Consider the following 21,054-nt stretch of genomic DNA (forward strand, 5'->3'; position numbering starts at 1 on the left):
CTGACGCATTCCTGTTATGGATGAATTGCCTGTATCCATATCTATTATAAGATGACAGCCTGATCCTTAGGTAACAACATACTGCTGATGAATTCAAGCGTGAAGTCGATAGCCTCCACACTGGTCATTTTACTAAATGAAAACCGGATGGTTGCACCTGGAAGATCCTTCTTTAAGGCGGTGATCACATGACTTCCACCCTCATCACCGCTACTGCAGGCACTCCCGCCAGATGCGTAAATTCCTTTCCTGTCCATCAATGCCAGCATTAAATCGGTATGAGTTCCGGCAGGAAAATTGACACTCAGAACCGTATAAAGTGAATTTTCTGAACTGTTGAAGCTGATATTTTTCGAGATAGCTTTAAGTCCAAGCCTCATTCTTTTGTTAAGAGATTTGATGTATGAATGATCATGTAAAAAGTTATCCATAGCCAAGGCAAGTGCTTTTGTAAAACCTATAATTCCATGAACATTTTCTGTGCCAGCCCGTTTCTTACGCTCCTGGCTTCCGCCATGGATAAGCGCACCGAACTTTGTTCCATCGCTAACATAAAGAATGCCTGTCCCCTTAGGGCCATGAAACTTATGCCCTGATGCCGAAGCAAAATGAACGCCATAGTCAATCAGGTTGATGGGGTAATGTCCTATGGTTTGTACGCAGTCTGAATGAAAAATTGCACCATGCCGGCGGGCAATAACGCCAACCGCCTCAATTTCCAGCAAAACACCTATCTCATTGTTCGCATGCATCAGGCTAACCAGGCATTTATGACCTTGTTTGGTATATGCTGCCAGTTGATTTTCCAGATCCGGGAGGTCAACTTCTCCCATCGCATTGAGCTTAACCAAAGAACAGCTGAGTTTATTGTACTGACAGTAGTGTTCAACAGTATGGAGCACAGCATGATGTTCTATCGGTGACGTAATGATGTGTGTGCAGCCCAGTTCATTAACTGCAGCCGCAATTGCTGTATTATTGCTTTCTGTTCCTCCGCTTGTAAAATAAATAGAAGTGGCTTTAACACCAAGCATTTCTGCAACCTGTTTTCTTGAGGATTCAATTGCCAGCCTGCTCTGTCTGCCCAAAGCATATATGGATGATGGATTTCCGTAATATTCCTCCATATAAGGGATCATCGATTCGAGAACCTTTGGGGCAAGCTGAGTCGTAGCCGCGTTATCTAGGTATGCAATTTGGTTCATTATGGGAAGTTTATGTTAAACTTATTTTAGCTTCACAAAATTGATGTTGTTGGCGTTCACAATCAATCACCTGTGAATTTTCCATGATTATTCCGGAAATCTGGGGTGATTTGACCCTTATGCCAGAATTTTATGAGGTTTGCCGGGCTGGAAGCATAAATTTTTCAGAATTATTTTTGATTTCAGCAGCATTTAAACAGGAAGTTGAGGCGAAGGCAAATCACCGTATGCCTGAAGCCAATAATACAGAAAGATATAGTTTAGAGCACGGCAGTGTCTAAGGGGCGTTCAAAATACTTTTCTACCTATCAAGGAAAAGACGACTAATTTTGTTCTGCCCAGCTGTAAAAACTTATTCGATAAAATTCGGTATTGGATGCTTTAAAATAGAGCATATGGGATACAGAAATAATCTTATCTATGATTTGACTTTACAATAGCCGTGGCGAAGAGGATGGTTTTACGTTCCACCAGAACCCAGTGTTGATTTGATAAAGAAGAAGATGACCTGCCAAAGTCGGGGAGGATGCTATTTAAATGGATGTAGAAGAATATAATTTTAATTGAACAAAGACCAAACCTAAACCTGTAACTTTTATCTGCAATTTCTATCTAAAAGGAAATTCATTCAACAATTTCATGAGATACTTTTTGCCGATTCTTTTCCTTTTCAGCAGCATCCTTAGCAAATCCCAAACTTTACCACAAAAAATAGATACCCTCATCAGTACTTATGGAAAGCTCAATAAGTTCAACGGCACCATTTTAATTACGAAATCCGGACACACTATTTTTGAAAAGGCATATGGATACCGCAATGCGGAAAAACACATTAAGGCAACAACAAATGATATCTTCCAGTTAGGTTCGCTGACAAAAAGCTTTACTGCTGTTTTGATTATGAAGCTTGTGGAAAAAAAGAAACTTAGTTTAAACACCAGGATTATCACATTTTTTCCCGCAGTCCATCCCGAAAAGGAAATCACCATAGCACAACTGCTGAACCATACATCGGGGATCCGCGAAGAGCTGCGGAATGCAGAATTCCGTGCTAAAGTATTATCCGGCCAGCGTGTAAGCAAACAGGAAATGCTCGGCCTGTATGCTGCCGAACCGCTGGATTTTGAACCTGGAACTGAATTCTCTTATAGCAATTCAGGCTATAATCTTTTAGGAATGGTTATTGAAAAGCTGACGGGAATGTCATACGGAGCAGCCATGAACCAATCTGTTTTTAAGCCATTGGGCATGAGCCATAGTGGTTTTGATTATGCTCAACTAAAAAGCAGCTTAAAAACAAAAGGTTATGCCTACATTTCTTCCACCCGCATTGTCCCTGCAAAAGTATGGGATGCCAGTACAACCTATTCTTCTGGCGGATTGTATAGCAACGCCAGAGATTTAGCGGTATGGAATAGGGCACTCAAAGAAAACAAACTGATTTCCGCCGCCAGTCTCAACAAATCTTACACATCAGTAAAAGGAGATTATGGATATGGATGGTTTATAGATAGCGTGGCACATCGGAAGATGGCCTATCATGCAGGTAATGTAGAAGGTTCAACAAGCTACTTTTGCCGGATCCCGGAAGATGATATTTGTATTATCATGTTGATTAACCAAACCAGTACGACTATAGAAAGCATTGGTTCAAAAGTTATCGCCTTGTTATATGGCCAAAAATATAGCCTACCCAAACCAAAACAGGCGATCGCACTTACTACTGACCAGGTAGCGAAGTACGTCGGGAAGTATGATATTTCTGATGAGTATATCACTACCATTAGTTTAAAAGACAATCAGCTTTTCATTGCAACCAACCATAAGCCGCCGGTAAAGATGCTTGCCGAAAGTGCCAGCAGGTTTTTTATTGAGGATGCTAATATGAGTTTGATATTCAGCACTACTGCTAAAGGGAAAATTCAGCTGAGTATCCGTGACGGTTTGTGGAGTGGTGCGGGCGATAAGAAAGGAAATGATTGATTACAATTCGAATAGTTGCAGATGTAAATAAACAGCGCCGCCGTGCCGTTGACTACATCAATAACCTTAAGGCATTTAATTATATTTTCACCATCTTTTATAGAAAAGGCATTGACTGTTCCATCGCCATTTTTTGTAAAGAAAACTTTTGCATCCAAATCCGTCAGGAAAAAATTATCTTCAGTTTTTGCCAGCAAATGAAGAAGAGGTATTCCAGACATTCTCAGAACCAATCCATTATTATACGATCTTTAGCCTTAGTGTCTATAGCATAGCAATTATAGACAGGAATAAATGGAACTGTATTGCCAGATAAATTTCCAGAAAATGGTTATTTGCGGAGATGGTCATGTAATCTTTCGAACACACTTGAATTTTGTAAAAGACGTCCGAAAACATGCCAGAGCTAATATCTCATTTATCAAAGTTGACCAGCATTGTGTCGATCTGATTATCTTCAATAGTGATGATTCTATAGCCAAATATCCGGTCATTAATCATAATGGATGGAACCGTCTTTTCTATTTGATAGGCGCATGCAGGAGTTGAATACTGGATAATATTTTGTTCGGCACATCTATCTTCCATATGATAGTGCCCGCAAAAGATAGTTACCTCATTTTTAAGGGTCAGCAATACCTGTTTTAATTCGTCACGCCTGCCCAGTGCTGCGCCAAGATGATCTATGGGCGTGATGATTCCCAAAATTGGATGATGAATGAAGATAATCACTTTTTTCTCTGTCCTCAATTCGTTTTTAAACCAGGCCAATTGTGTGCCGCTAATGGAATTTGAAGAAGTATCCAGATAGATGTACTTGTAATGTTCATCTTCCTGTGCATATTTCAGTTCTTGTGTATCATCTGTATCCTCATGGCGATAATATGTTGAAACTATTGCATAAGTATCATGGTTTCCCAGAATAATCCTGGGTTTAAGCCTATATGTATTCATGAGATCAAAGAAGTGCTGATTGGATTTTTCGGAACCAATATCGCCACCGAATACCACTTCAGAGATTCCTTTTTTTACAATGTCATTCAGAACAGTCCGTAAATTTTCCTGATGCGCATCAGCCGCTTCACGGTAAACCATTTTTTCTGAACCAGACCCTTCATTTATCAGGAAAACCTGTTGCCCCAAATGTGTATCCGTTAAAAATGCTATCTTCTTCATGGTATTGTATCTCACTGAATAAACAAAAATAGGAGTTTCCCTATAAAGGCTGATATGGAATAACTGAGGTGTTTTGATTTGGCAATTAAACACAACATTAATTTCAATCCCTGGTTATACCAGGAAGTTTTATTTGTAGCTTAATTTACAAAAATGCAATAAAAGTTTAGGGGAAATTATTCACTCAATAACTGTTTTTTTTGCAAAAAAATTCATAAAATAAAAAATACAGCTTCAACTATATGGACGAACGGATTATAAAAATGCAAAAAGATTTGAGGCTGCTAAAGTGGTATGCTTTAGGCATTACACTACTTTTTATCGGTGCATTGTTTTTTCTTTTACGCCGTCAGGAGTTAAACATTTTGAAGAGATATCAGTAGAAAGAATCAATATACTTGAAAAAGAAGGTAAGTTAAGGATGGTGCTTTCCAATAAAAGCCGGTCACCAGAGTTTCTTGCTTATGGAAAAGGTTTGACGCCTCCTATACCAGGTGGATTAAGACCGCGCTTAATTTTTTTAATGATGAGGGTACGGAGAATGGCGGGTTAGTATTTATGGGTGGTAAGGATAGTATTGGAAATTACAATGCTACAGGCCATTTGTCATTTGATCAATATAACCAGAATCAGGTAATTTACCTTCAATACTCAGATACGAATGGTAGTCAAAATACTGGGCTGCATATCGATGATTGGCAAAATTCACCTGATTTTTGGGATTGGCGAACGGCGTACAAGAAGGCTCAAAAACTTCCGGAGGGTAAGGAAAAGGAAGCACTGCTTAAAAAATTGATTGAGCCCAAAGCAGGCCACAGGGCATATGCGCAACGGGTATTTGTTGGCAAAGATAATGAAAAAACAGCGATGGTTACTTTGGCTGACCGTATGGGTAGACCGCGTTTACAAATGCAGGTTGATTCAAATGGTAATGCACAGTTGAATTTTTTAGATCAGAAAGGAAAGGTAACATATCGTTTGCCAAGATAATCAATTTATCATATCAGCACATTTTGGAACGACACTTTTTTGCCAATATCATGATGATCGGTGCTGCAATGGCATTTCAGCAGAGGCATGCATGGAAAGCAAAACCAGGCTGTATTTAAATCATGAAATAAGAGGCATGGTTTAACGGTTTGTGTATAGTTAGGTGGCGGATTTATAAGTACTTTACTTTTTGTTTAACGAGAAGATTATTAGATGTTAAAAACCTTTAATTAGCACAAAACCGCCGTTAACTATACACACTGTACCGCTTTTCTATTATTCAATTGGTATGCAAAAGTCAACAATTGCCTTTCTTTCCGGATGGTCATTAAAGTTGTTGTGATAAATCTCAAAAGGCTTTTTATCCGCTTTTTTATATCCATTTTCGTTCATCCATAAAAACAATCCCGTCCATGATTTCTCAAATTCATTCAGGCCAATTTCAAAACTACCTACAATAAATTTTCCTTTTTGAATTGAAGTTAATCCAATTTCGCCCTTTACTTCAACCGGTTTATTTAGCAAAATTGAAGCACTCCTTCTTACTTTGCTGGCTTCTGTAACCTTAAAACTGTTGTGGTAAATCGTAACCATTTTAGTTTGCGCATTTATCAAACCTTGAGGTGTAGCCCATTTCATTAATGTTTGATAGGCAGATTCAAGGTTCTGTGTTCCAATACTTGACACATAAGCCAAATCCATTTTTGGCATTTCTTTAATTTCAATTTTTGCATTCATGTTGATCCATTTTTTAAGGTTATCAATGATGCAAATGTATTTTTCATAGCTGGGATAGGCTTGTCCGTCCTTGCTTTCAAGTTGACAAATCTTGCTATGTCTATTCGGATTTTGCAGTTTAAATTCTGTTGGACTTATTCCGAAATACTTTTTAAAAGCTCTTGAAAATGAAGAATTATCACTAAATCCGTATCGATGTGCTATCTCAGATGTTGTTATATTTTTATGCAACAGGGCCAAAGTTGATTTTTCTATCTTCTGTCTGCTTACGTATTCGTTCAATGTCTCACCTGTAATAAATTTGAAAATCCTATGAAAATGGAAAGGAGAGAAAAAAGCAATTTCTGCAATTTTATTTAATGACAAATCAGCATCCAGGTTTTCATCAATAAATTCAAACACCCGGTTAATTCGATTTTGATAATCAGCTTGTATTTCTTGATCTGTGATGGTCATTTTTTTAAATGCTGTACAACTTATGCCGATAGTATATAATATGAGGTATTTTCTATATGCCAAATCTAGAAATAAATCCTGCAACATTAAATTTGAGCGGCTTTTTATCACATTGTCCCATGGTGGATAGGCGCTAATTCTATGTCTTTCCTGTTTATTACTTCTAGTCATAATTCCCTTTTCTGCCAAAACAAATTTTGGAAAAATAAATTGCCCAAAGTCATTTTTGCTGGAATAATTATAAAATCCAGATCATCTAACGTAATAAAGGGTTTAGTTATTCTTTCTTAAAGTAATGCCCCATTTATGCCTGTGGTTTTCCTTCAAATAATACTTAATTTCGTGATATGTGCAACCTTAACCTACATTCGTCATTTTGGGAACTATTGCCGCTTAAAGGCCTAGGGCCGATACGGTTTTTGACGGATAAATCAGTGCTGCAGACACATCACGAAGAACTCGGATCGATCACGGCAGAAAAAAACGAAAATTTGCAGGAGCAGCAACAGCAACTATATGATACCTTTAATCAGTTCAGTGAATTTTTCAGTCAGGAGGATTTAAATAATGTACTTGAAGCAATGCAGGTGGTCGGAGATAGCCGGGATGATATCTCGAGGGTGTTCATGGATTCAGGAATATCACTGGAATATAAAGGCAATCAATTGGTGGAGGTTTTTGCTGACGACAGGGCGAAACGGCTTCATTTTCAGGGTATGCCCCTTTTTGCTTCAGACCCGACGCAATTGGTGATGTACATCAGCAAGCAATTAAAGGAAGTCCCTTGTATCAAGGACGAGGAAATTGCTTTCCCTGAGCACCATCTTTTTTTATTTTCATTCCTGAGTGAGCAGCCAGGTGGTGCATACCAGGAGGGGAAAAAAAAGGGTAGAACGGTTAGCTGGTGGAATACTGCAAGGCCATATGGTGAGGATCTATCTGCTTACCGTACTTTAGAACTGATTTGAGATCAGGTATTTGGCGCAAGCAAAATGGGCTTCTTCCACAACAGGAGGTACATCCCCCTGAGTGTTTGAATACACGCACATCACTTGTTCAATTTTCCACTATTTTCAACGTACTGTTTTATGTCTACGAATTAGGGATAAAATCTTCCCTGTCAGTCGCTATGAGTATTCTCATCAATATAAAATAACCGATACTCAGTGAAAATGTTATCCGAATGGATATGGCCGGGCACTAATTTTCAAACGTATAACAGGATATATAAAAATAATGTTGAAGTGGCTGCTTTACGTTACCTTATTCACGGAGGATTTCTTTTTAAATGTGATTGTTCAGAGTCGATATTTAACAGTTCTTGTTTCTGAATGCAACTGATCGAAAACTCATCATCAAAAACCAAAATGTTGATTTGAACAATGGCATAAGTTTATGACAATAGGTTATGAAGAAATATTTTTTAGGAATGCATGTGACAATTATAGCCCAAACAGATTCAACCCTACCTTAATTATAATATTTTCTTTCTGGCCGCCCGTTCGGCATAATCATCATCACCAACAGCATCCAACCATACCGTGGCTCCTTTTTCCCTGCCTGTAAGGGCAACCTGAACAAATGCCGTATCCGGGCTGGCACCATGCCAGTGAGAAATATTTGGCGGGCATTTTACTACATCACCCTTGCGAAGGATAATTTTTGATTTACCTTTTTCCTGATAATAGCCCACGCCATCCGTCGCTAATAGAATTTGTCCGGCTGGATGGATGTGCCATTTACTCCTTGCTCCCGGAGCAAAGGTCACATTACCAACCGCTGTTTGATTTATGCTGTCTGCATCTACAAGGGATTTTACCCATACATCTCCTTCAAAATTATCAGTTGTATTTTTATCGCCCCGGGGAAAGAGAAGTTCATTTTTCTGACTTATGCTTTCTGCTTTTTTATTGCCGTTACAAGCTACCAGAAAGATGACCACCAATGGCAGGATGTATTTCAGATGATGTTTCATATTCATTCTATTTAAAGGTTGGCCTGGTAAAATTCAGTCAATTTATTTACGGCCTGTGATACATATTGCGGTTTCCAATAGCTTTGTATGTGAGTAGCGCCTTCGATAACAAAAAGCTCCTTGTTTTTCGCTTTTGTTGCTTTAGGAAATGCCTCATCTGTCATGTACTTTGTATCTGCCTTGCTTCCAACGATCATGAGTAGGGGCTGCTCAATCAGATCCATATTGGGTGTAGCATCCCAGGTCATTAAGTCAAGCAGACTGCTCGTGGTATACAAAAAGGTAGAATTTGGATGTGCATGCGTGCGATAATAATATTCATATCCTTCCCGGTAGAGATCAGTAGGTATTTTGGCGATTTCTTCGTCTGTGATGCTTGCTACTCCGGCATAAGTTATTTTTTTTCCGGCAGCTTCCGCTGCACGTGCATGTGAAGCTTTCAACAAACGCTCCTGGATAGTGGCAACCTGAGAGTTCTGAAAGCCATTACGCCTTACTTCACCCGAATTAAACATACTTAGAGTCGCCACCGCCCTGAATCGTTTGTCAGACTGGACAGCCTTCAGCGTATAGCCGCCACCTCCACAGATCCCCAAAACACCCAGGCGGCTCGCATCAACACCTGGATACCGGGTGATAAAATCTGCCATGCCATGAATGTCTTCCATCCTGGAAGCTGGTTTATCTGTATGACGTGGTTCGCCACCACTTGCACCCTGGTAAGCGGCGTCGGCCGCAATGGTAATATAGCCTGCCTCTGCCAATTGCTGCGCATATAAACCTGCCGTTTGTTCTTTAATCCCACCATTTGGATGAGCCACCGCAACTGCCGGATATTTTTTTGATGCATCATAATTGGCAGGTGTATAAACGTTCGCAGCTATTTCAATACCGTTCAATTTATATTTCACCGGATGAACATTTACTTTTCCCTTTTCATTTTTTGTAATCGCTCCCTCGTATACCAGCATGTAGGGGTTTTGCTGTTTTCCCTTTTGACCGGATTGTGCACATACTACATCCGTAGCGCCCACTGAAATGGCCATTGCGATTATTGATGTTATTTTTTTCATCGTCTTCCTACTCAGTTTAGTTCTTACTTTTTAGCACTTCGCTCAATACCTGTTGTACCTCGGTGGCTTCATTTTTACCCAATTCTTTCTTGATGACTTCAGTAAAATGCTGTAGCTGACCGTCGCTTAGTCCCATATTGAGACAAATTTTCAGGTGCGACTGCAGCATTGGTTCAACACCTCCGATACCAGCTAGTACAGAAATTGTCGCTAACTCCCGCTGCATATAGTTGATGACATCCCTTTCAAAAATATCTGAAAACAGATGTTCTTTCAGAAATACCTCTATGACAGGTGCAAATGCAGCATAACCGGATTGGGTGGAGCCTTGCGGGGCGTCTAAAAGTGTATCTAAAATGGCTTTGCCCCGGTCATATTTGCTGCGCCCGTCTTTGATCGCTGAAGCTTCTCTGCCAGGTACATCATGAATTCCTTTGGCTTTACGCTCATCCAGCACAGTCATGAATGTTTGTAATCCCCTGATACTTCTGGGAAATCCGGCATACGCATAAACATGAACAATTATCTCCCTGATCTCCTTGATCGTCAATCCCTGATCCAGCCCTGCATTCAGTGCCGGTTTAAGTTTCTCTAACTCCCCCTTGCCGGTGAGTGCCGAAATACGGACAATTGCCTGCTGTTGACCGTTTAAAGTCTGCCCGGCTTTTGTTTGGGCATTTACAGCAGTGGATATAAGTAGCGAGATCATCAGTGAGGTTAATGCCGGTATTGTTTTAAATAGCTTCATAGGTAAATTTTTATTTCATAATCAATCCTTTAATGATGTAAAGATCCGAAAGATTGATCAGATAGGAGTAGACGGGTTACGGAGATGATGACCAATATTACTGATCCAATTTCTTATCCTTTAGCCATTTGGACAGCTCATCCGCTACTTGCACATTATTAAGATCAGAAAATGGGAAATGGGTATTGCCTTTAATTCCAATTTCAGGTAGATGTATGACCTGCGCATCACCTCCATGCTTGTTTATGGCCGCTGCCCAGCGTTTTGCCATTTCCAATCCTGAACGCCAATGATCCATGTTCCAAACTGGAGTTGGCTCAGCGGCGATGTTATCACCATAGTACATTACAATCGGTATTTTAGTCAGTTTATCAAAGTCTGACTTCGGTATTTCTACTCCTTTCAGTTCCCCAAAAAGTCCTGCAGATTTGATGGGATCTGGCAGTTCTCCTGCCGGAAACACAAAACCGCTATAGGGTTCGTAGGCTATGATGGCCTTAACTTTATCATTTTTAATGGCTGTTGTCCAACCGGGGCCACCTCCCTGGGAATGGGTGACTAAAATCCCATCGCCGATTTTGTTAAATAATTGTGAAACCGCATCAGCAACAACATTGCCATCGAAAGCGCCGGTGTTCGGGGTCATCTGCCTGTAAAACTGCTCCAGCGAGCCATTGTCCTTAGGGAATTGAACGCCGGGAAAATAATCCGGATATTTGCCTATTCTGAACTGGGTAAACCAGAACTGCTCATCAGCGGTTGGCTTTACCTCAGCAGCGACAGTGCTTTTACCGGCTTCTCCGCGCCGGGGCTGATCCAATAAGTAAACACCATAGCCTCTGCGCAGGAAAATATTTTGAAAACCCTCCCTTCCGTCGGGGGTGGTTTCCCATGTTCTCTTAGACTGACCCGCACCATGCAGAAATACCAGGGGATATTTGTGTGCCTTCACAGGAATTTGATAAAAAACATAAGCATGGTCTCCATGAAAAGTTTGTCCCTGCGGCTTTAGTGCATTAGCTAACTCAAACTGACCAGGCTGTGAAACCTTTATGCCGCCAATGGCAAAACTTCCTTGTTGGCGAATGACTAACTCATTATGATCAACTCCGGCATTTATAATAGTACATGCTGACAATATTACCGATGTTATTACCACTGTTAATCCGACCTTTATCCTGATATTTCCTGCCTTCATTTTCATCGTTGATTGATTTTTATTTTTTATCGTATTTACGACTATTTTTTTTCTTTGTACACCACATCAGATACCCGTTCAAGCCAAGCGGTTTTCCCTTTTTCAGTAGGTGAGGTGGCAATATAGGTTACCCCGGTTTCAGGAGTTGCTCCATGCCAGTGTTCAACTCCGGGCATACAACGGATGACCTGTCCTTTGCGCACTGTTTGTTTGGTTTTGCCTCTTTCCATGTAATAACCCACTCCTTCAGTAATAATTAAAATCTGTCCTCCGGGGTGGGTATGCCAATCCAATCTGGCACCGGGATCAAATATGGCCACAGAAGTACCATAGCTGAAAACGCTGTCTGCCGGCTGAAGCTCCGTAAGCCAGACATTACCTACATGATGGACATTTGGCGCCTTTTCTCCTTTCGGAAATATCGGCGTTTGCTGTGCTTTAACTGTAATACCTGCTAATGCCAGCATGATCAGTACATATAATTTTTTATTCATTTTCTTATTTTAAAGTCTACGCATAATTTGTTCTGTTTATTAAAATTACCCACCTACCATTTTTTGACTCTGCGCCGGGTAGCGATGTCCATGTATTTCAATCTGATTCAAAGCAGCCTGTATTTCAGTAAGTTCGTTTTTAGTAAGACTGATGGTTGCCGCAGCAAGATTCTCTTCCAGTCGGGGTAATTTGGTTGTTCCGGGAATTGGCACTATCCATGGCTTTTGTGCCAGTAACCAGGCAAGTGAGATTTGTGCAGGACTGGCGTTTTGTTTTGATGCGATACTTCCCAGCAGGTTTACCAATGTCTGATTGGCTTTGCGGTTTTCCTCAGAAAAACGTGGTACGGTGTTTCGGAAGTCAGTGGTATCGAACCTGGTGTTTTCATCAATCCTGCCAGTTAAAAATCCTTTGCCAAGCGGACTAAACGGAACAAAGCCAATTCCAAGTTCTTCCAGAAGAGGGATTATCTCTTTTTCGGGTTCACGCCACCACAATGAATATTCACTTTGCAATGCCGCTATTGGCTGAACAGCATGTGCCTTACGAATTGACCCCGCACCAGCTTCAGAAAGTCCGAAGTGTTTTACTTTGCCCTCAGCAATCAGCTCTTTAACTGTTCCCGCCACCTCTTCAATGGGTACGTTCGGATCTACGCGATGCTGGTAAAATAAATCAATACGATCTGTTTTTAGCCGGGTTAAGGACGCTTCTGCTACCGCCCTTATTGTTTCTGGACGACTATCCAATCCTTCGCTGGTGCTGGCATTTTTAAAACCAAATTTAGTCGCGATAACCACTTCATCACGAAAGTGTGCAAGTGCTTCACCTAGAAGTTCTTCATTGGTATATGGTCCGTAAACTTCTGCGGTATCAAAAAAGGTCACTCCAAGCTGAAATGCCTTTTGGATCAATTCGATCGCCTTACTTTTATCGGCAGCCGGGCCGTAGCCAAAGCTCAATCCCATGCAACCTAATCCTAATGCTGATACTTCCAATCCACTTCCACCTAATATTCTCTTTTGCATAATCTCTAATGATTAAATTTTATTCACCTACTTTTCTTTCACCAAGCCATTTAACCATAGCGGGATCGCGATGGTCAAAAAACAAACTTTTCCCGGTATCCAGCGTAGCGATTTCTTGCATATCCTCTTCGCTTAACCTGAAATTAAAAACATCAAAATTTTCATTGATCCTTTCCTTTCGAACTGATTTCGGAATAACAACAACGTCGCGCTGAATCATCCAGCGAAGTATGACCTGGGCGACACTTTTGTTATGTTTACCTGCAATGGAGGATAGCAACGGATGGCTGAATATTTCGTTCTTGCCTTCTGCAAACGGTCCCCAGGACTCAATCTGCACGCCGTTTTCTTTTAAAAAAGCTTGTGTATCTGTTTGCTGGTTAAAGGGATGTGTTTCTACCTGGTTCACTGCCGGTACCACTTTGTTGTGTATAATTAAATCCATAACCCGGTCAGGATGGAAGTTACTTACACCAATAGCCTTTATTTTTCCAGACCCATAAATTTCTTCCATTGCCCGCCATGCCCCATGCACATCGCCGTAAGGCTGATGGATCAGGTAAAGATCGAGGTAATCCAGCTGAAGTTTTTTTAGTGATCTTTCAAAGGCCAGCTTAGCTTTTTCATAACCCGCATCTGAAACCCATAATTTAGTGGTGATAAAAAGTTCTTCCCTGGCAATTCCGCTTTCCTTTATGGCCTTGCCTACAGCTTCTTCATTTCCATAGATGGCCGCAGTATCAATTAAACGGTATCCTGCCTCAATTGCCTGTAAAACACTTCTCTCACATTCATTCAGGTCAGTTACCTGAAATACGCCAAATCCTAAAACAGGCATTTGCAGTCCATTATTTAATTTTACATGATTCATAACATTCATTATTAATGACAATATATCATAAGTTGTTTTAATAACTAAACCCATTATCGGGTACAAAGTTCGTGTCTTAGAAACCCCAAACAGGTAGATAAATTACTGCTTATACTACCAATATTACTGATCGGGCTGCTGATGGTAAATTAACGTGGCAGTAATGATTAACTTTGATCAACAAATTTGAAAAATGTATGGAAAGGGAATTTAACTTTCAGACGGTCAGCGAATACAATGATTTCAATAATCATGAAACCGGTCATCCTTTGGTGAGTGTTATTGATTTTTCAAAGGCAGCGAAAAGAACAGGATCAAAAATGCACTTTGAACTGTATTGCATTTTTTTGAAAGACGTAAAATGCGGCGATTTGAAATATGGTCGTCAGCATTACGATTACCAGGAAGGAACGCTGGTGTTCATCTCGCCGGGCCAGGTGGTTGACGTTGAAAACAAGGTAGACGAATACCAGCCAATGGGACACGGCTTAGTTTTCCATCCTGATCTGCTGCTGGGCACTTCATTGGGGAAAAGCATCCGTGATTACAATTTTTTTAGTTACTACACCAATGAAGCACTGCATCTTTCAGCAAAGGAGCGTAAACTGGTGCTTGATTTATTTGCTAAGCTACACAGCGAATTGCATCAAACCATCGACAAGCATAGTAAAAAAGTGATTGCCTCGGGGATTGAATTACTTTTGAGTTATTGTGAGCGATTTTACGACAGGCAGTTTATTACCAGGGATACGGTGAATAAAGGAATGCTCGAAAAATTCGAAGGATTGCTGAATGGCTATTTCAATTCAGAAAAGCCTTACACTATCGGACTACCCAGTGTGGCTTATTGCGCCGATGAACTACACCTTTCTGCCAATTATTTTGGGGATCTTATCAAAAAAGAAACAGGTAAGTCTGCCCAGGAATTTATCCAGGTCAAGATCATTGACGTGGCTAAAAATAAAATCTTTGACAGCAGTAAGACGGTAAATGAAATCGCTTACGATTTAGGATTCAAGTATCCGCAGCACTTCATCAGATTGTTTAAAAAGCGTGTGGGCAGTACCCCGGCTGAATATAGAACCCTCAATTAAAGCACAGATCATGAAAAAACTAGTTTATGCATTGTTTATCCTCTTCGGAGGTGTTCAGTACGCTCATGCACAAGCGTCAACCGCAAATGTAGCTACGCCCACAAAAGTTGAACAGGAACTACTGGACCTTTCCAGAAAGAAATGGCTTTGGATGGCAGATAAAAATGTAGATTCACTTGCACTGTTATTTGATCCAAAAGCCATGTTCGTACACATGGGAGGCAGTTGGGGAACAACTCAGGAACTGAATATCATTAAATCAGGAGGCATTCACTACAAAAAAGCAGAGGTCTATTCAGCTTCGGTTAAAATCATCGACAATACTGCCATTCTATTAAACGACATCGATTTGATAGCTGCCTTGGGTAATAATGAGGTGATCAATCCTTTCATGGTAACAGAAGTATACATCAGAAAAAATGGCAAGTGGATTATGGGTTCTCTCACATTTTCTAAACTCTCCAGACCTGTGAAACTTAAACAATAAACTTCCACAGAAGAAGATGGAAAAAAACTGATTTTTTAACGTTTCCTTGCGTCTCCTGCTTTTTCTGACAATACTCTTCTTTGCTTCAAGAATTGCTATTCATCTATCGGTTGGCCGCTCATCAACCTAAAAACTCATGGCTATACATCAATGGATATGAACAAATTGACGAGATAAAACTTAGGTTGATGGGTGAGAAATCAAACAGCAGATTAATCTTTTTAAAAATACCTTCCATATTCGCCGGACAGAAAGCGAAACGTTTTTTTCCGAAACAAAAAAAAGTTTCGGAAAAAAACGTTTCGGGTAGGAGAAACAATTTTACGAGAAACAAAAAAAAGTTTCTCCTGAATTTGTTTCTCTTCGAAATTGGCCGCTTCAGTCTAAAATTGTCTGCATAGAAAATTCCGCACTTCTCAAAAACCAGTATTATTGAAGGTTTTATGTGCTTAGCCGGGCTCGAACCAGCGTCCAAAAGAAAAGTATTCAAGTCTATTCCTCAACAATCAAAGAGGTCATCAGAAAGGCAATTTTAAATTCCTTAATAATAATTTAGTGTAGTGATCCACAGATACAGGTGGTGTTCGGAATCAACTGGCCGGCACAAACAATGCTACTTGAACAGGGTAAAATCACCTGCTTTATTTACGTACAATCACCTGTTTTTTAAATATTTAATAGGAATTTAAAACTATATGAATAGATTTAATTAACCACCTTTACAACCCCCTTGTGTAAACATTAAATGTAAACCGACAAAGGATAAGACAGGGGGTGTGGTAATGCATTTTAATTGTATAAACCTAAACAAACAATATATGACTGAGAAATTAAACCGTTTTGGCATGGGTGCACAATTTGTGCCTGCTGAAGCACTCGGGCTTGCAGAACTTGGCCCTTTAAAACAATTGGTAGGCGAATGGGAAAGCATAGTCATAAATGGAACCGCAGGCGTTACGCCAAGTGGATGGAATGTAATATCCGTACCGCACCCTGACGGATTTATTTTTGAGGTGATACCTTATAAAGAAAACCTGAAATTCTCTACCGTGGCTGTTAGCGCAGGCAACAGGGGGCCTGTTCTGAATGGAAAGGAATTTGATCAGCAGATATTCGGCCTGTTTTATGAGCAGCAGATCATCAGCGTATGCGATACCGACTTTTGCAACACCAGGGGCTTTGGCAATGGCCAGATCATACATGCTGAAACAGGTTTAATGCTTTTTATAACAAATTTTAACGGCGGCTTTGATATTGCCCGCTTAGGTACCATCCCTCATGGTAACGCGGTATTGGCGCTTGGTAAAGCTTTAACAGTACCTGCGCCGGATACGAATTTCTTCGAAGTGGCCTCTGCAGAATGCACGCATCTTGATGGCAGCCCGATTACGGCGCTTGGGTATAATGATAAGATCATCGGTGTTCCTCAGTTCCCTGGCTTTGCACAATCTGATCCGAATAGCTTCCTGAAAACAACACTTGATGGCATCGTAGGAAAAGGCTCCATCACCGATATGACGGTTCTTCCGATGTCTACCAAACACCCTGATGCCACGGGTGGAATTCTGAACATCCCGTTTATTCAAACCAATGTTACAGCAACATCCATGGATGCAATTTTTTGGATTGAAAACATCACCGGCGGCAGCGAAACGGAACTTCTGCAATACACTCAAACCATTAACCTGGTATTTCCGGCCACCGGCACGGTTGAACCTATCATTTGGCCGCATATCACCGTGAGTACCCTGAAGCGCATGCATGCCGTATCCGAATTAGGAGCTGTGGAAAGCCTGAAAGCTTCTGCCGCTGAGAATGTAATGGACACTCCGGGCGTTCCGCAATTATAAGTTTGACAATTTGCAGCTATACAGATCAATTATATTACCAAACTGATGATCCTACTGTTATTATAAAAGATGATATTAACAAATTAAGAAAGATCAACCTCAATATAGGTTATGGAAAGATGCGGATCCGGATGTAGCCATAGTAGGGGCGGGTATGTCCGGCCTCTATTCGACTTACCGTTTATGCACCGGCACCACTACAGGCGAAATCCAGGTTGGTAGCTCACCAACTGCAAAACTCAAGGCTGTACATTAATTGATATGCACAGATCGACGAGCTAAAACTTAGCAGCTTGGTGAGACATCAACCAGTAGATTAAATTAGTTAATTAATATAAAACTGCACGCGCGCCAGGATCCGCAAAAAAAACATAGAAAATTTTGCATACAAAAAAACCTCCAGTATTATTGACGGGTTGTGGGGCCAGCTGGGCTCGAATCATTTCCTATCCGATTTAGATTTAATCGCTGATTTAGCAAAAAAAATGCATAGACTTTACTACAAATAATCTTTCATATCCTTATGGAAAAAGAACTTAGAAGGGTATAATTCAAATTATCAAATACTCATCATCAAAAACGAAAAATTAGATTTGATTAATGGAATGAGTTTATGATAAGCCATAATTAAAACACGATGCAGGTGGACATATAAAACCATTTAAATTCAATTATATCTTAAGTCAGCCTCTTATCAAAAAACGAGGGTTTTGTGATTGAACTAATCAACGACCTTAAGACATTTAATAATATTCTCGCCATCTTTTATTGAAACGGCGTTGACGGTTCCATCATTGTTTTTTGTAAAGAAAACTGTCGCATCCAAATCCACCAGGAAAAAGTTTTCTTCAGTTTGTGGCAGCAAATTAAGAAGAGGTATTCCAGACATTCTTAGGACCAATCCATTATCTTTCAAGGTAACAGTAACATCTACTCCATCTTCTCTTTTATATTTCCCCTGATAAGATTTTAAAACACTATTTGACAATTTCAATATTTTTGGTACTTCATTCGGTTTGGTGCTTTTGAATGCCTTATGTATAATTTCTTGACCTTCTGGAAATGCAGCCCTCACAATGTTATTGCACATAATTAAACCGTTATCAGCATTAGTTAGCGCGATAACACCACGTTTCGATTTTGGTAGCAATACCACTATTGCTGCTACCCCCGGATCGTTTCCGCCATGTTGGAGTGCATATTCGTTATTAGGTAAACCATTAATTATCCGCCATCCCAGGCCTTGTTGAAGATTAGGGTTAATGGTTGATTGGGTTTTAACCATTTCATTATATAAGGACTTTGATAGATGTGCCCCGCCTAGAACCTCAAGTGCAAATTTCGAAAGATCATCAATAGTTGTAGTTAAACCTGCTGCAGCACTAGCTTGAATTGAAAAATCTGTCTTTTTAATTTCTTTCCCATCAGCATCATACATCCTGCTATATCTGTCAAAATTTGTCTTGCCGTCCCACATGTGATGGGTGTCAAGCATATGTAAAGGGTTAAAAATTAATGAATCAGCAAGTTGGGATAAAGATTTATGAAATTTGTGTTCAATTGCAGCTCGCAAATATTGCATTCCTTCTCCACTATAGTTAAATCTTGTACCTGGTTCAAAATTGAAAGTTAACTTCCCGCTATTATTCATCCAACGCCAGTTATCAAATCCAGATTGCTGGCTCAATACATGACGTGTTGTTATCTGTTTTGAAAAAGGATCTGCGGCAACTTCAGGATCAACAAAATATTTAGCCAGGGGTTCATCCAAGTTCCATTCTCCTTTCTGTACCAATTTAAGCACTAATGTAGAAAACACAACTTTAGTTATTGAAGCTACTTCAAAAATCATGTTTTTGGGAGCGGGTTTTCCATTACTTAAATTTCCATATACGTTTGACTTTACTACCCTATCATTTTCGATAATACTAACTGCAACATTAGGAATATTTAAATCTTTTTGCCACTGTGCGATTTTTGCATCGAGATCATTTAGATTAGTTTTACTTCGAATAGTTTTTTTAGAAGCTACTTGTTGACAAAAGCTATCATTAGGCTGAAACAATATAAAAATAGTTGTGAGTAAAATCTGGTAAGTTAAAAGCTTCATGATTAATTTTTAGGGGTTTGTGGTTCAGCCTAGTAATTGTTATTGATTTGCTGTATGAAATCCTCTTTCACAACAATCGCATAAGCGCATAAATCAATGACGATGATAACATTGAATAGGTTGTAAGTATAAGAATTTAGTTACTATGAGCGCTATCAAAAAACGGTAGTTTCTAAAATGCACATTTGTATTCATTTCAAATACTGAACTTCTAAATAGAATCGTTATATCAGATTTTTCTCTTCCAGACGTCCGTAATAAACCTGCTACGGATATTTACTCAACAATTGAACACATCTATTAAAACAGAAAAACCCCAAGTGGACTCGAATCGAAAAACAGCCTTTAAACTAATATTAAGGCAGATTAATTTTTTAACTAAAAAACAAAACCCTCTTTACGGATTGTAAAGAGGGTTTGTGGGCCCAGCTGGGCTCGAACCAGCGACCAAAAGATTATGAGTCTTCTCGATTTTATTCGTAAGTGTTTGATATAAAGGTAATTATTTTTTTTAAATTATGTTTTCTTAAGTATTTCTTAAGTTTTTTTGTAACAATTATTTTATGAAATTTCTCTATTTTTTTTTCATCCTGCCATCCCGACACTTGCAGATACAAATCGTATCAACCTGGTAAACTATTAGCCCCCGGGACACTTAAAAATTATTATTCGACTGAACGATTCCTTTCGGAATTCTAAAGAGAAAAAAGTTATCAGATATTCAATTGGGGAAAATTGATTTTAAGTTTATTACTGATTTTGGTGTGTACCTACGGACAAAAACTCCAGACAAGGGGCAAAGGATTTGTACTAATAATACGGTAATGAAAGATATGGAGCGGTTCCAAAAATTAATGGGGCCAGCTTTAAAGTTTGGATGGATAGTACGTGATCCATTCATTCATTTTAACCGAAAGTTGGTGACAAAAGACAGGGAAATCCTAGATGATGCAGAAATAGCTTTAATTCAGAGTGTCGACCTTCCAGATTGTATGCAGGCAGTTGTAAGAGATATGTTCGTCTTTAGCTGCTATACAGGACTTGCCTATAGTGAGATTAGTGCACTTTCCTAACATCACGTCACTACAGATAATGAAGGGGCAATTTGGCTTGTAATGAAGCGAAAAAAAACGCTTACTACTAATGAGCGAAGTTTTCATGTGTTAGTTTTACCAATTCCCCTTGCGCTTATTCAAAAGTATCGTGTTTCGCCAGAAGCGATTAACAGAGAAACGGTTTTTCCTTGTCCTTCGAATCAGTATACTAATAGGGCGCTAAAAGTTGTTGCGGAAAAAGCAGGTTTAAATAAAAACCTTACTTTCCATACTGCCAGGCATACTTTCGCAACGACCGTTACTTTGGAAAAGGGTGTTTCTATAGAGAGTGTTTCACACATGCTGGGACATTCCAGTATATGAACCACACAAATTTATTCTAAAGTAAAACAGAAAAAGGTAGCTATTGAAATGAAATACTTGTTTATTGTGCAACAGGTTATGTAGAAATAGATTGGTTGCACTGCCAACAATGCTTCTAATCACGGCAGATTCCAGGATCTGCCGTAATCTTAAATAGCT

At 39.7% G+C, this 21,054-nt stretch carries 19 protein-coding genes; 8 read left to right on the top strand and 11 right to left on the bottom strand.

Annotated features, from left to right (window positions below):
- Positions 1-44: 44 nt before the first annotated feature.
- Positions 45-1,205, bottom strand: coding sequence for a cysteine desulfurase family protein (locus OQX64_RS02220; protein ID WP_265817381.1), 1,161 nt, complete (start codon positions 1,203-1,205; stop codon positions 45-47).
- 639 nt (positions 1,206-1,844) lie between these two features.
- On the opposite strand from OQX64_RS02220, the gene OQX64_RS02225 reads away from it, so the two are divergent.
- On the top strand, positions 1,845-3,188 hold the full coding sequence (locus OQX64_RS02225) for a serine hydrolase (RefSeq protein WP_265817383.1): 1,344 nt from the start codon (positions 1,845-1,847) through the stop codon (positions 3,186-3,188).
- 414 nt (positions 3,189-3,602) lie between these two features.
- On the opposite strand, the gene OQX64_RS02230 is transcribed toward OQX64_RS02225, so the two are convergent.
- Positions 3,603-4,364: a metallophosphoesterase family protein gene (locus OQX64_RS02230; protein WP_265817385.1), complete on the bottom strand. Its 762-nt coding sequence runs from the start codon at positions 4,362-4,364 to the stop codon at positions 3,603-3,605.
- Between the two features lie 558 nt (positions 4,365-4,922).
- Between OQX64_RS02230 and OQX64_RS02235 the strand changes: the two genes are divergently transcribed.
- Positions 4,923-5,354 carry a hypothetical protein gene (locus OQX64_RS02235; protein ID WP_265817387.1) on the top strand — a complete coding sequence of 144 codons (432 nt, stop codon included), beginning with the start codon at positions 4,923-4,925 and terminating at the stop codon, positions 5,352-5,354.
- A 276-nt stretch (positions 5,355-5,630) separates the two neighbouring features.
- Here the strand turns inward: OQX64_RS02235 and OQX64_RS02240 are convergent, their stop codons facing one another.
- Positions 5,631-6,737 (bottom strand): AraC family transcriptional regulator, encoded by a 1,107-nt coding sequence (locus OQX64_RS02240; RefSeq protein ID WP_265817388.1) that lies wholly within the window; start codon positions 6,735-6,737, stop codon positions 5,631-5,633.
- A gap of 158 nt (positions 6,738-6,895) precedes the next feature.
- Here OQX64_RS02240 and OQX64_RS02245 point away from each other — a divergent pair, with 158 nt between their 5' ends.
- The gene (locus OQX64_RS02245; RefSeq protein WP_265817389.1) at positions 6,896-7,516 is read left to right on the top strand and encodes a hypothetical protein; all 621 of its coding nucleotides are present in this window, start codon (positions 6,896-6,898) and stop codon (positions 7,514-7,516) included.
- Between the two features lie 506 nt (positions 7,517-8,022).
- Here the strand turns inward: OQX64_RS02245 and OQX64_RS02250 are convergent.
- The 7 genes from OQX64_RS02250 to OQX64_RS02280 form a co-directional block, all read right to left on the bottom strand.
- Positions 8,023-8,523 (bottom strand): cupin domain-containing protein, encoded by a 501-nt coding sequence (locus OQX64_RS02250; protein WP_265817390.1) that lies wholly within the window; start codon positions 8,521-8,523, stop codon positions 8,023-8,025.
- An 11-nt stretch (positions 8,524-8,534) separates the two neighbouring features.
- Positions 8,535-9,596, bottom strand: a complete 1,062-nt coding sequence (locus OQX64_RS02255; protein ID WP_265817391.1) for an alpha/beta hydrolase — start codon at positions 9,594-9,596, stop codon at positions 8,535-8,537.
- 16 nt (positions 9,597-9,612) lie between these two features.
- A complete protein-coding gene (locus OQX64_RS02260; RefSeq protein ID WP_265817392.1) occupies positions 9,613-10,344 on the bottom strand; it encodes a carboxymuconolactone decarboxylase family protein in 732 nt (243 codons plus the stop codon).
- Positions 10,345-10,441: 97 nt separating this feature from the next.
- Entirely contained in the window at positions 10,442-11,548 is a 1,107-nt protein-coding gene (locus OQX64_RS02265) for an alpha/beta hydrolase (RefSeq protein WP_265817393.1), read from the bottom strand.
- Positions 11,549-11,583: 35 nt separating this feature from the next.
- Positions 11,584-12,036, bottom strand: coding sequence for a cupin domain-containing protein (locus OQX64_RS02270; RefSeq protein ID WP_265817394.1), 453 nt, complete (start codon positions 12,034-12,036; stop codon positions 11,584-11,586).
- Positions 12,037-12,081: 45 nt separating this feature from the next.
- Positions 12,082-13,065 (bottom strand): aldo/keto reductase, encoded by a 984-nt coding sequence (locus OQX64_RS02275; RefSeq protein WP_265817395.1) that lies wholly within the window; start codon positions 13,063-13,065, stop codon positions 12,082-12,084.
- 19 nt (positions 13,066-13,084) lie between these two features.
- Complete coding sequence (locus OQX64_RS02280; RefSeq protein ID WP_265817396.1) at positions 13,085-13,936, bottom strand: aldo/keto reductase; 852 nt, start codon at positions 13,934-13,936, stop codon at positions 13,085-13,087.
- A 197-nt stretch (positions 13,937-14,133) separates the two neighbouring features.
- Here OQX64_RS02280 and OQX64_RS02285 point away from each other — a divergent pair, with 197 nt between their 5' ends.
- The 3 genes from OQX64_RS02285 to OQX64_RS02295 all read left to right on the top strand — a co-directional run bounded on the left by OQX64_RS02285 (position 14,134) and on the right by OQX64_RS02295 (position 17,367).
- Positions 14,134-15,030 (top strand): helix-turn-helix domain-containing protein, encoded by an 897-nt coding sequence (locus tag OQX64_RS02285; RefSeq protein WP_265817397.1) that lies wholly within the window; start codon positions 14,134-14,136, stop codon positions 15,028-15,030.
- A gap of 10 nt (positions 15,031-15,040) precedes the next feature.
- A complete protein-coding gene (locus tag OQX64_RS02290; RefSeq protein WP_088300575.1) occupies positions 15,041-15,517 on the top strand; it encodes a nuclear transport factor 2 family protein in 477 nt (158 codons plus the stop codon).
- 818 nt (positions 15,518-16,335) lie between these two features.
- Positions 16,336-17,367: a heme-binding protein gene (locus tag OQX64_RS02295; RefSeq protein WP_265817398.1), complete on the top strand. Its 1,032-nt coding sequence runs from the start codon at positions 16,336-16,338 to the stop codon at positions 17,365-17,367.
- Positions 17,368-18,088: 721 nt separating this feature from the next.
- On the opposite strand, the gene OQX64_RS02300 is transcribed toward OQX64_RS02295, so the two are convergent.
- A complete protein-coding gene (locus OQX64_RS02300; protein WP_265817399.1) occupies positions 18,089-19,477 on the bottom strand; it encodes a serine hydrolase in 1,389 nt (462 codons plus the stop codon).
- 764 nt (positions 19,478-20,241) lie between these two features.
- On the opposite strand from OQX64_RS02300, the gene OQX64_RS02305 reads away from it, so the two are divergent.
- Positions 20,242-20,550, top strand: coding sequence for a hypothetical protein (locus OQX64_RS02305; RefSeq protein ID WP_265818285.1), 309 nt, complete (start codon positions 20,242-20,244; stop codon positions 20,548-20,550).
- Positions 20,551-20,592: 42 nt separating this feature from the next.
- Entirely contained in the window at positions 20,593-20,895 is a 303-nt protein-coding gene (locus OQX64_RS02310) for a tyrosine-type recombinase/integrase (RefSeq protein ID WP_265817400.1), read from the top strand.
- Positions 20,896-21,054 lie beyond the last annotated feature (159 nt).

Origin of the sequence: Pedobacter sp. GR22-10 (assembly GCF_026239715.1) — a bacterium.
Lineage (GTDB): Bacteria > Bacteroidota > Bacteroidia > Sphingobacteriales > Sphingobacteriaceae > Pedobacter.

Excerpts from the sequence above, each read along its gene's own strand:
- OQX64_RS02220 (WP_265817381.1), bottom strand. The coding sequence starts at position 1,205 with ATGAACCAAATTGCATACCTAGATAACGCGGCTACGACTCAGCTTGCC.
- OQX64_RS02225 (WP_265817383.1), top strand. The coding sequence starts at position 1,845 with ATGAGATACTTTTTGCCGATTCTTTTCCTTTTCAGCAGCATCCTTAGC.
- OQX64_RS02230 (WP_265817385.1), bottom strand. The coding sequence starts at position 4,364 with ATGAAGAAGATAGCATTTTTAACGGATACACATTTGGGGCAACAGGTT.
- OQX64_RS02235 (WP_265817387.1), top strand. The coding sequence starts at position 4,923 with ATGGGTGGTAAGGATAGTATTGGAAATTACAATGCTACAGGCCATTTG.
- OQX64_RS02245 (WP_265817389.1), top strand. The coding sequence starts at position 6,896 with ATGTGCAACCTTAACCTACATTCGTCATTTTGGGAACTATTGCCGCTT.
- OQX64_RS02250 (WP_265817390.1), bottom strand. The coding sequence starts at position 8,523 with ATGAAACATCATCTGAAATACATCCTGCCATTGGTGGTCATCTTTCTG.
- OQX64_RS02255 (WP_265817391.1), bottom strand. The coding sequence starts at position 9,596 with ATGAAAAAAATAACATCAATAATCGCAATGGCCATTTCAGTGGGCGCT.
- OQX64_RS02260 (WP_265817392.1), bottom strand. The coding sequence starts at position 10,344 with ATGAAGCTATTTAAAACAATACCGGCATTAACCTCACTGATGATCTCG.
- OQX64_RS02265 (WP_265817393.1), bottom strand. The coding sequence starts at position 11,548 with ATGAAAATGAAGGCAGGAAATATCAGGATAAAGGTCGGATTAACAGTG.
- OQX64_RS02270 (WP_265817394.1), bottom strand. The coding sequence starts at position 12,036 with ATGAATAAAAAATTATATGTACTGATCATGCTGGCATTAGCAGGTATT.
- OQX64_RS02275 (WP_265817395.1), bottom strand. The coding sequence starts at position 13,065 with ATGCAAAAGAGAATATTAGGTGGAAGTGGATTGGAAGTATCAGCATTA.
- OQX64_RS02280 (WP_265817396.1), bottom strand. The coding sequence starts at position 13,936 with ATGAATCATGTAAAATTAAATAATGGACTGCAAATGCCTGTTTTAGGA.
- OQX64_RS02285 (WP_265817397.1), top strand. The coding sequence starts at position 14,134 with ATGGAAAGGGAATTTAACTTTCAGACGGTCAGCGAATACAATGATTTC.
- OQX64_RS02290 (WP_088300575.1), top strand. The coding sequence starts at position 15,041 with ATGAAAAAACTAGTTTATGCATTGTTTATCCTCTTCGGAGGTGTTCAG.
- OQX64_RS02295 (WP_265817398.1), top strand. The coding sequence starts at position 16,336 with ATGACTGAGAAATTAAACCGTTTTGGCATGGGTGCACAATTTGTGCCT.
- OQX64_RS02300 (WP_265817399.1), bottom strand. The coding sequence starts at position 19,477 with ATGAAGCTTTTAACTTACCAGATTTTACTCACAACTATTTTTATATTG.
- OQX64_RS02310 (WP_265817400.1), top strand. The coding sequence starts at position 20,593 with ATGAAGCGAAAAAAAACGCTTACTACTAATGAGCGAAGTTTTCATGTG.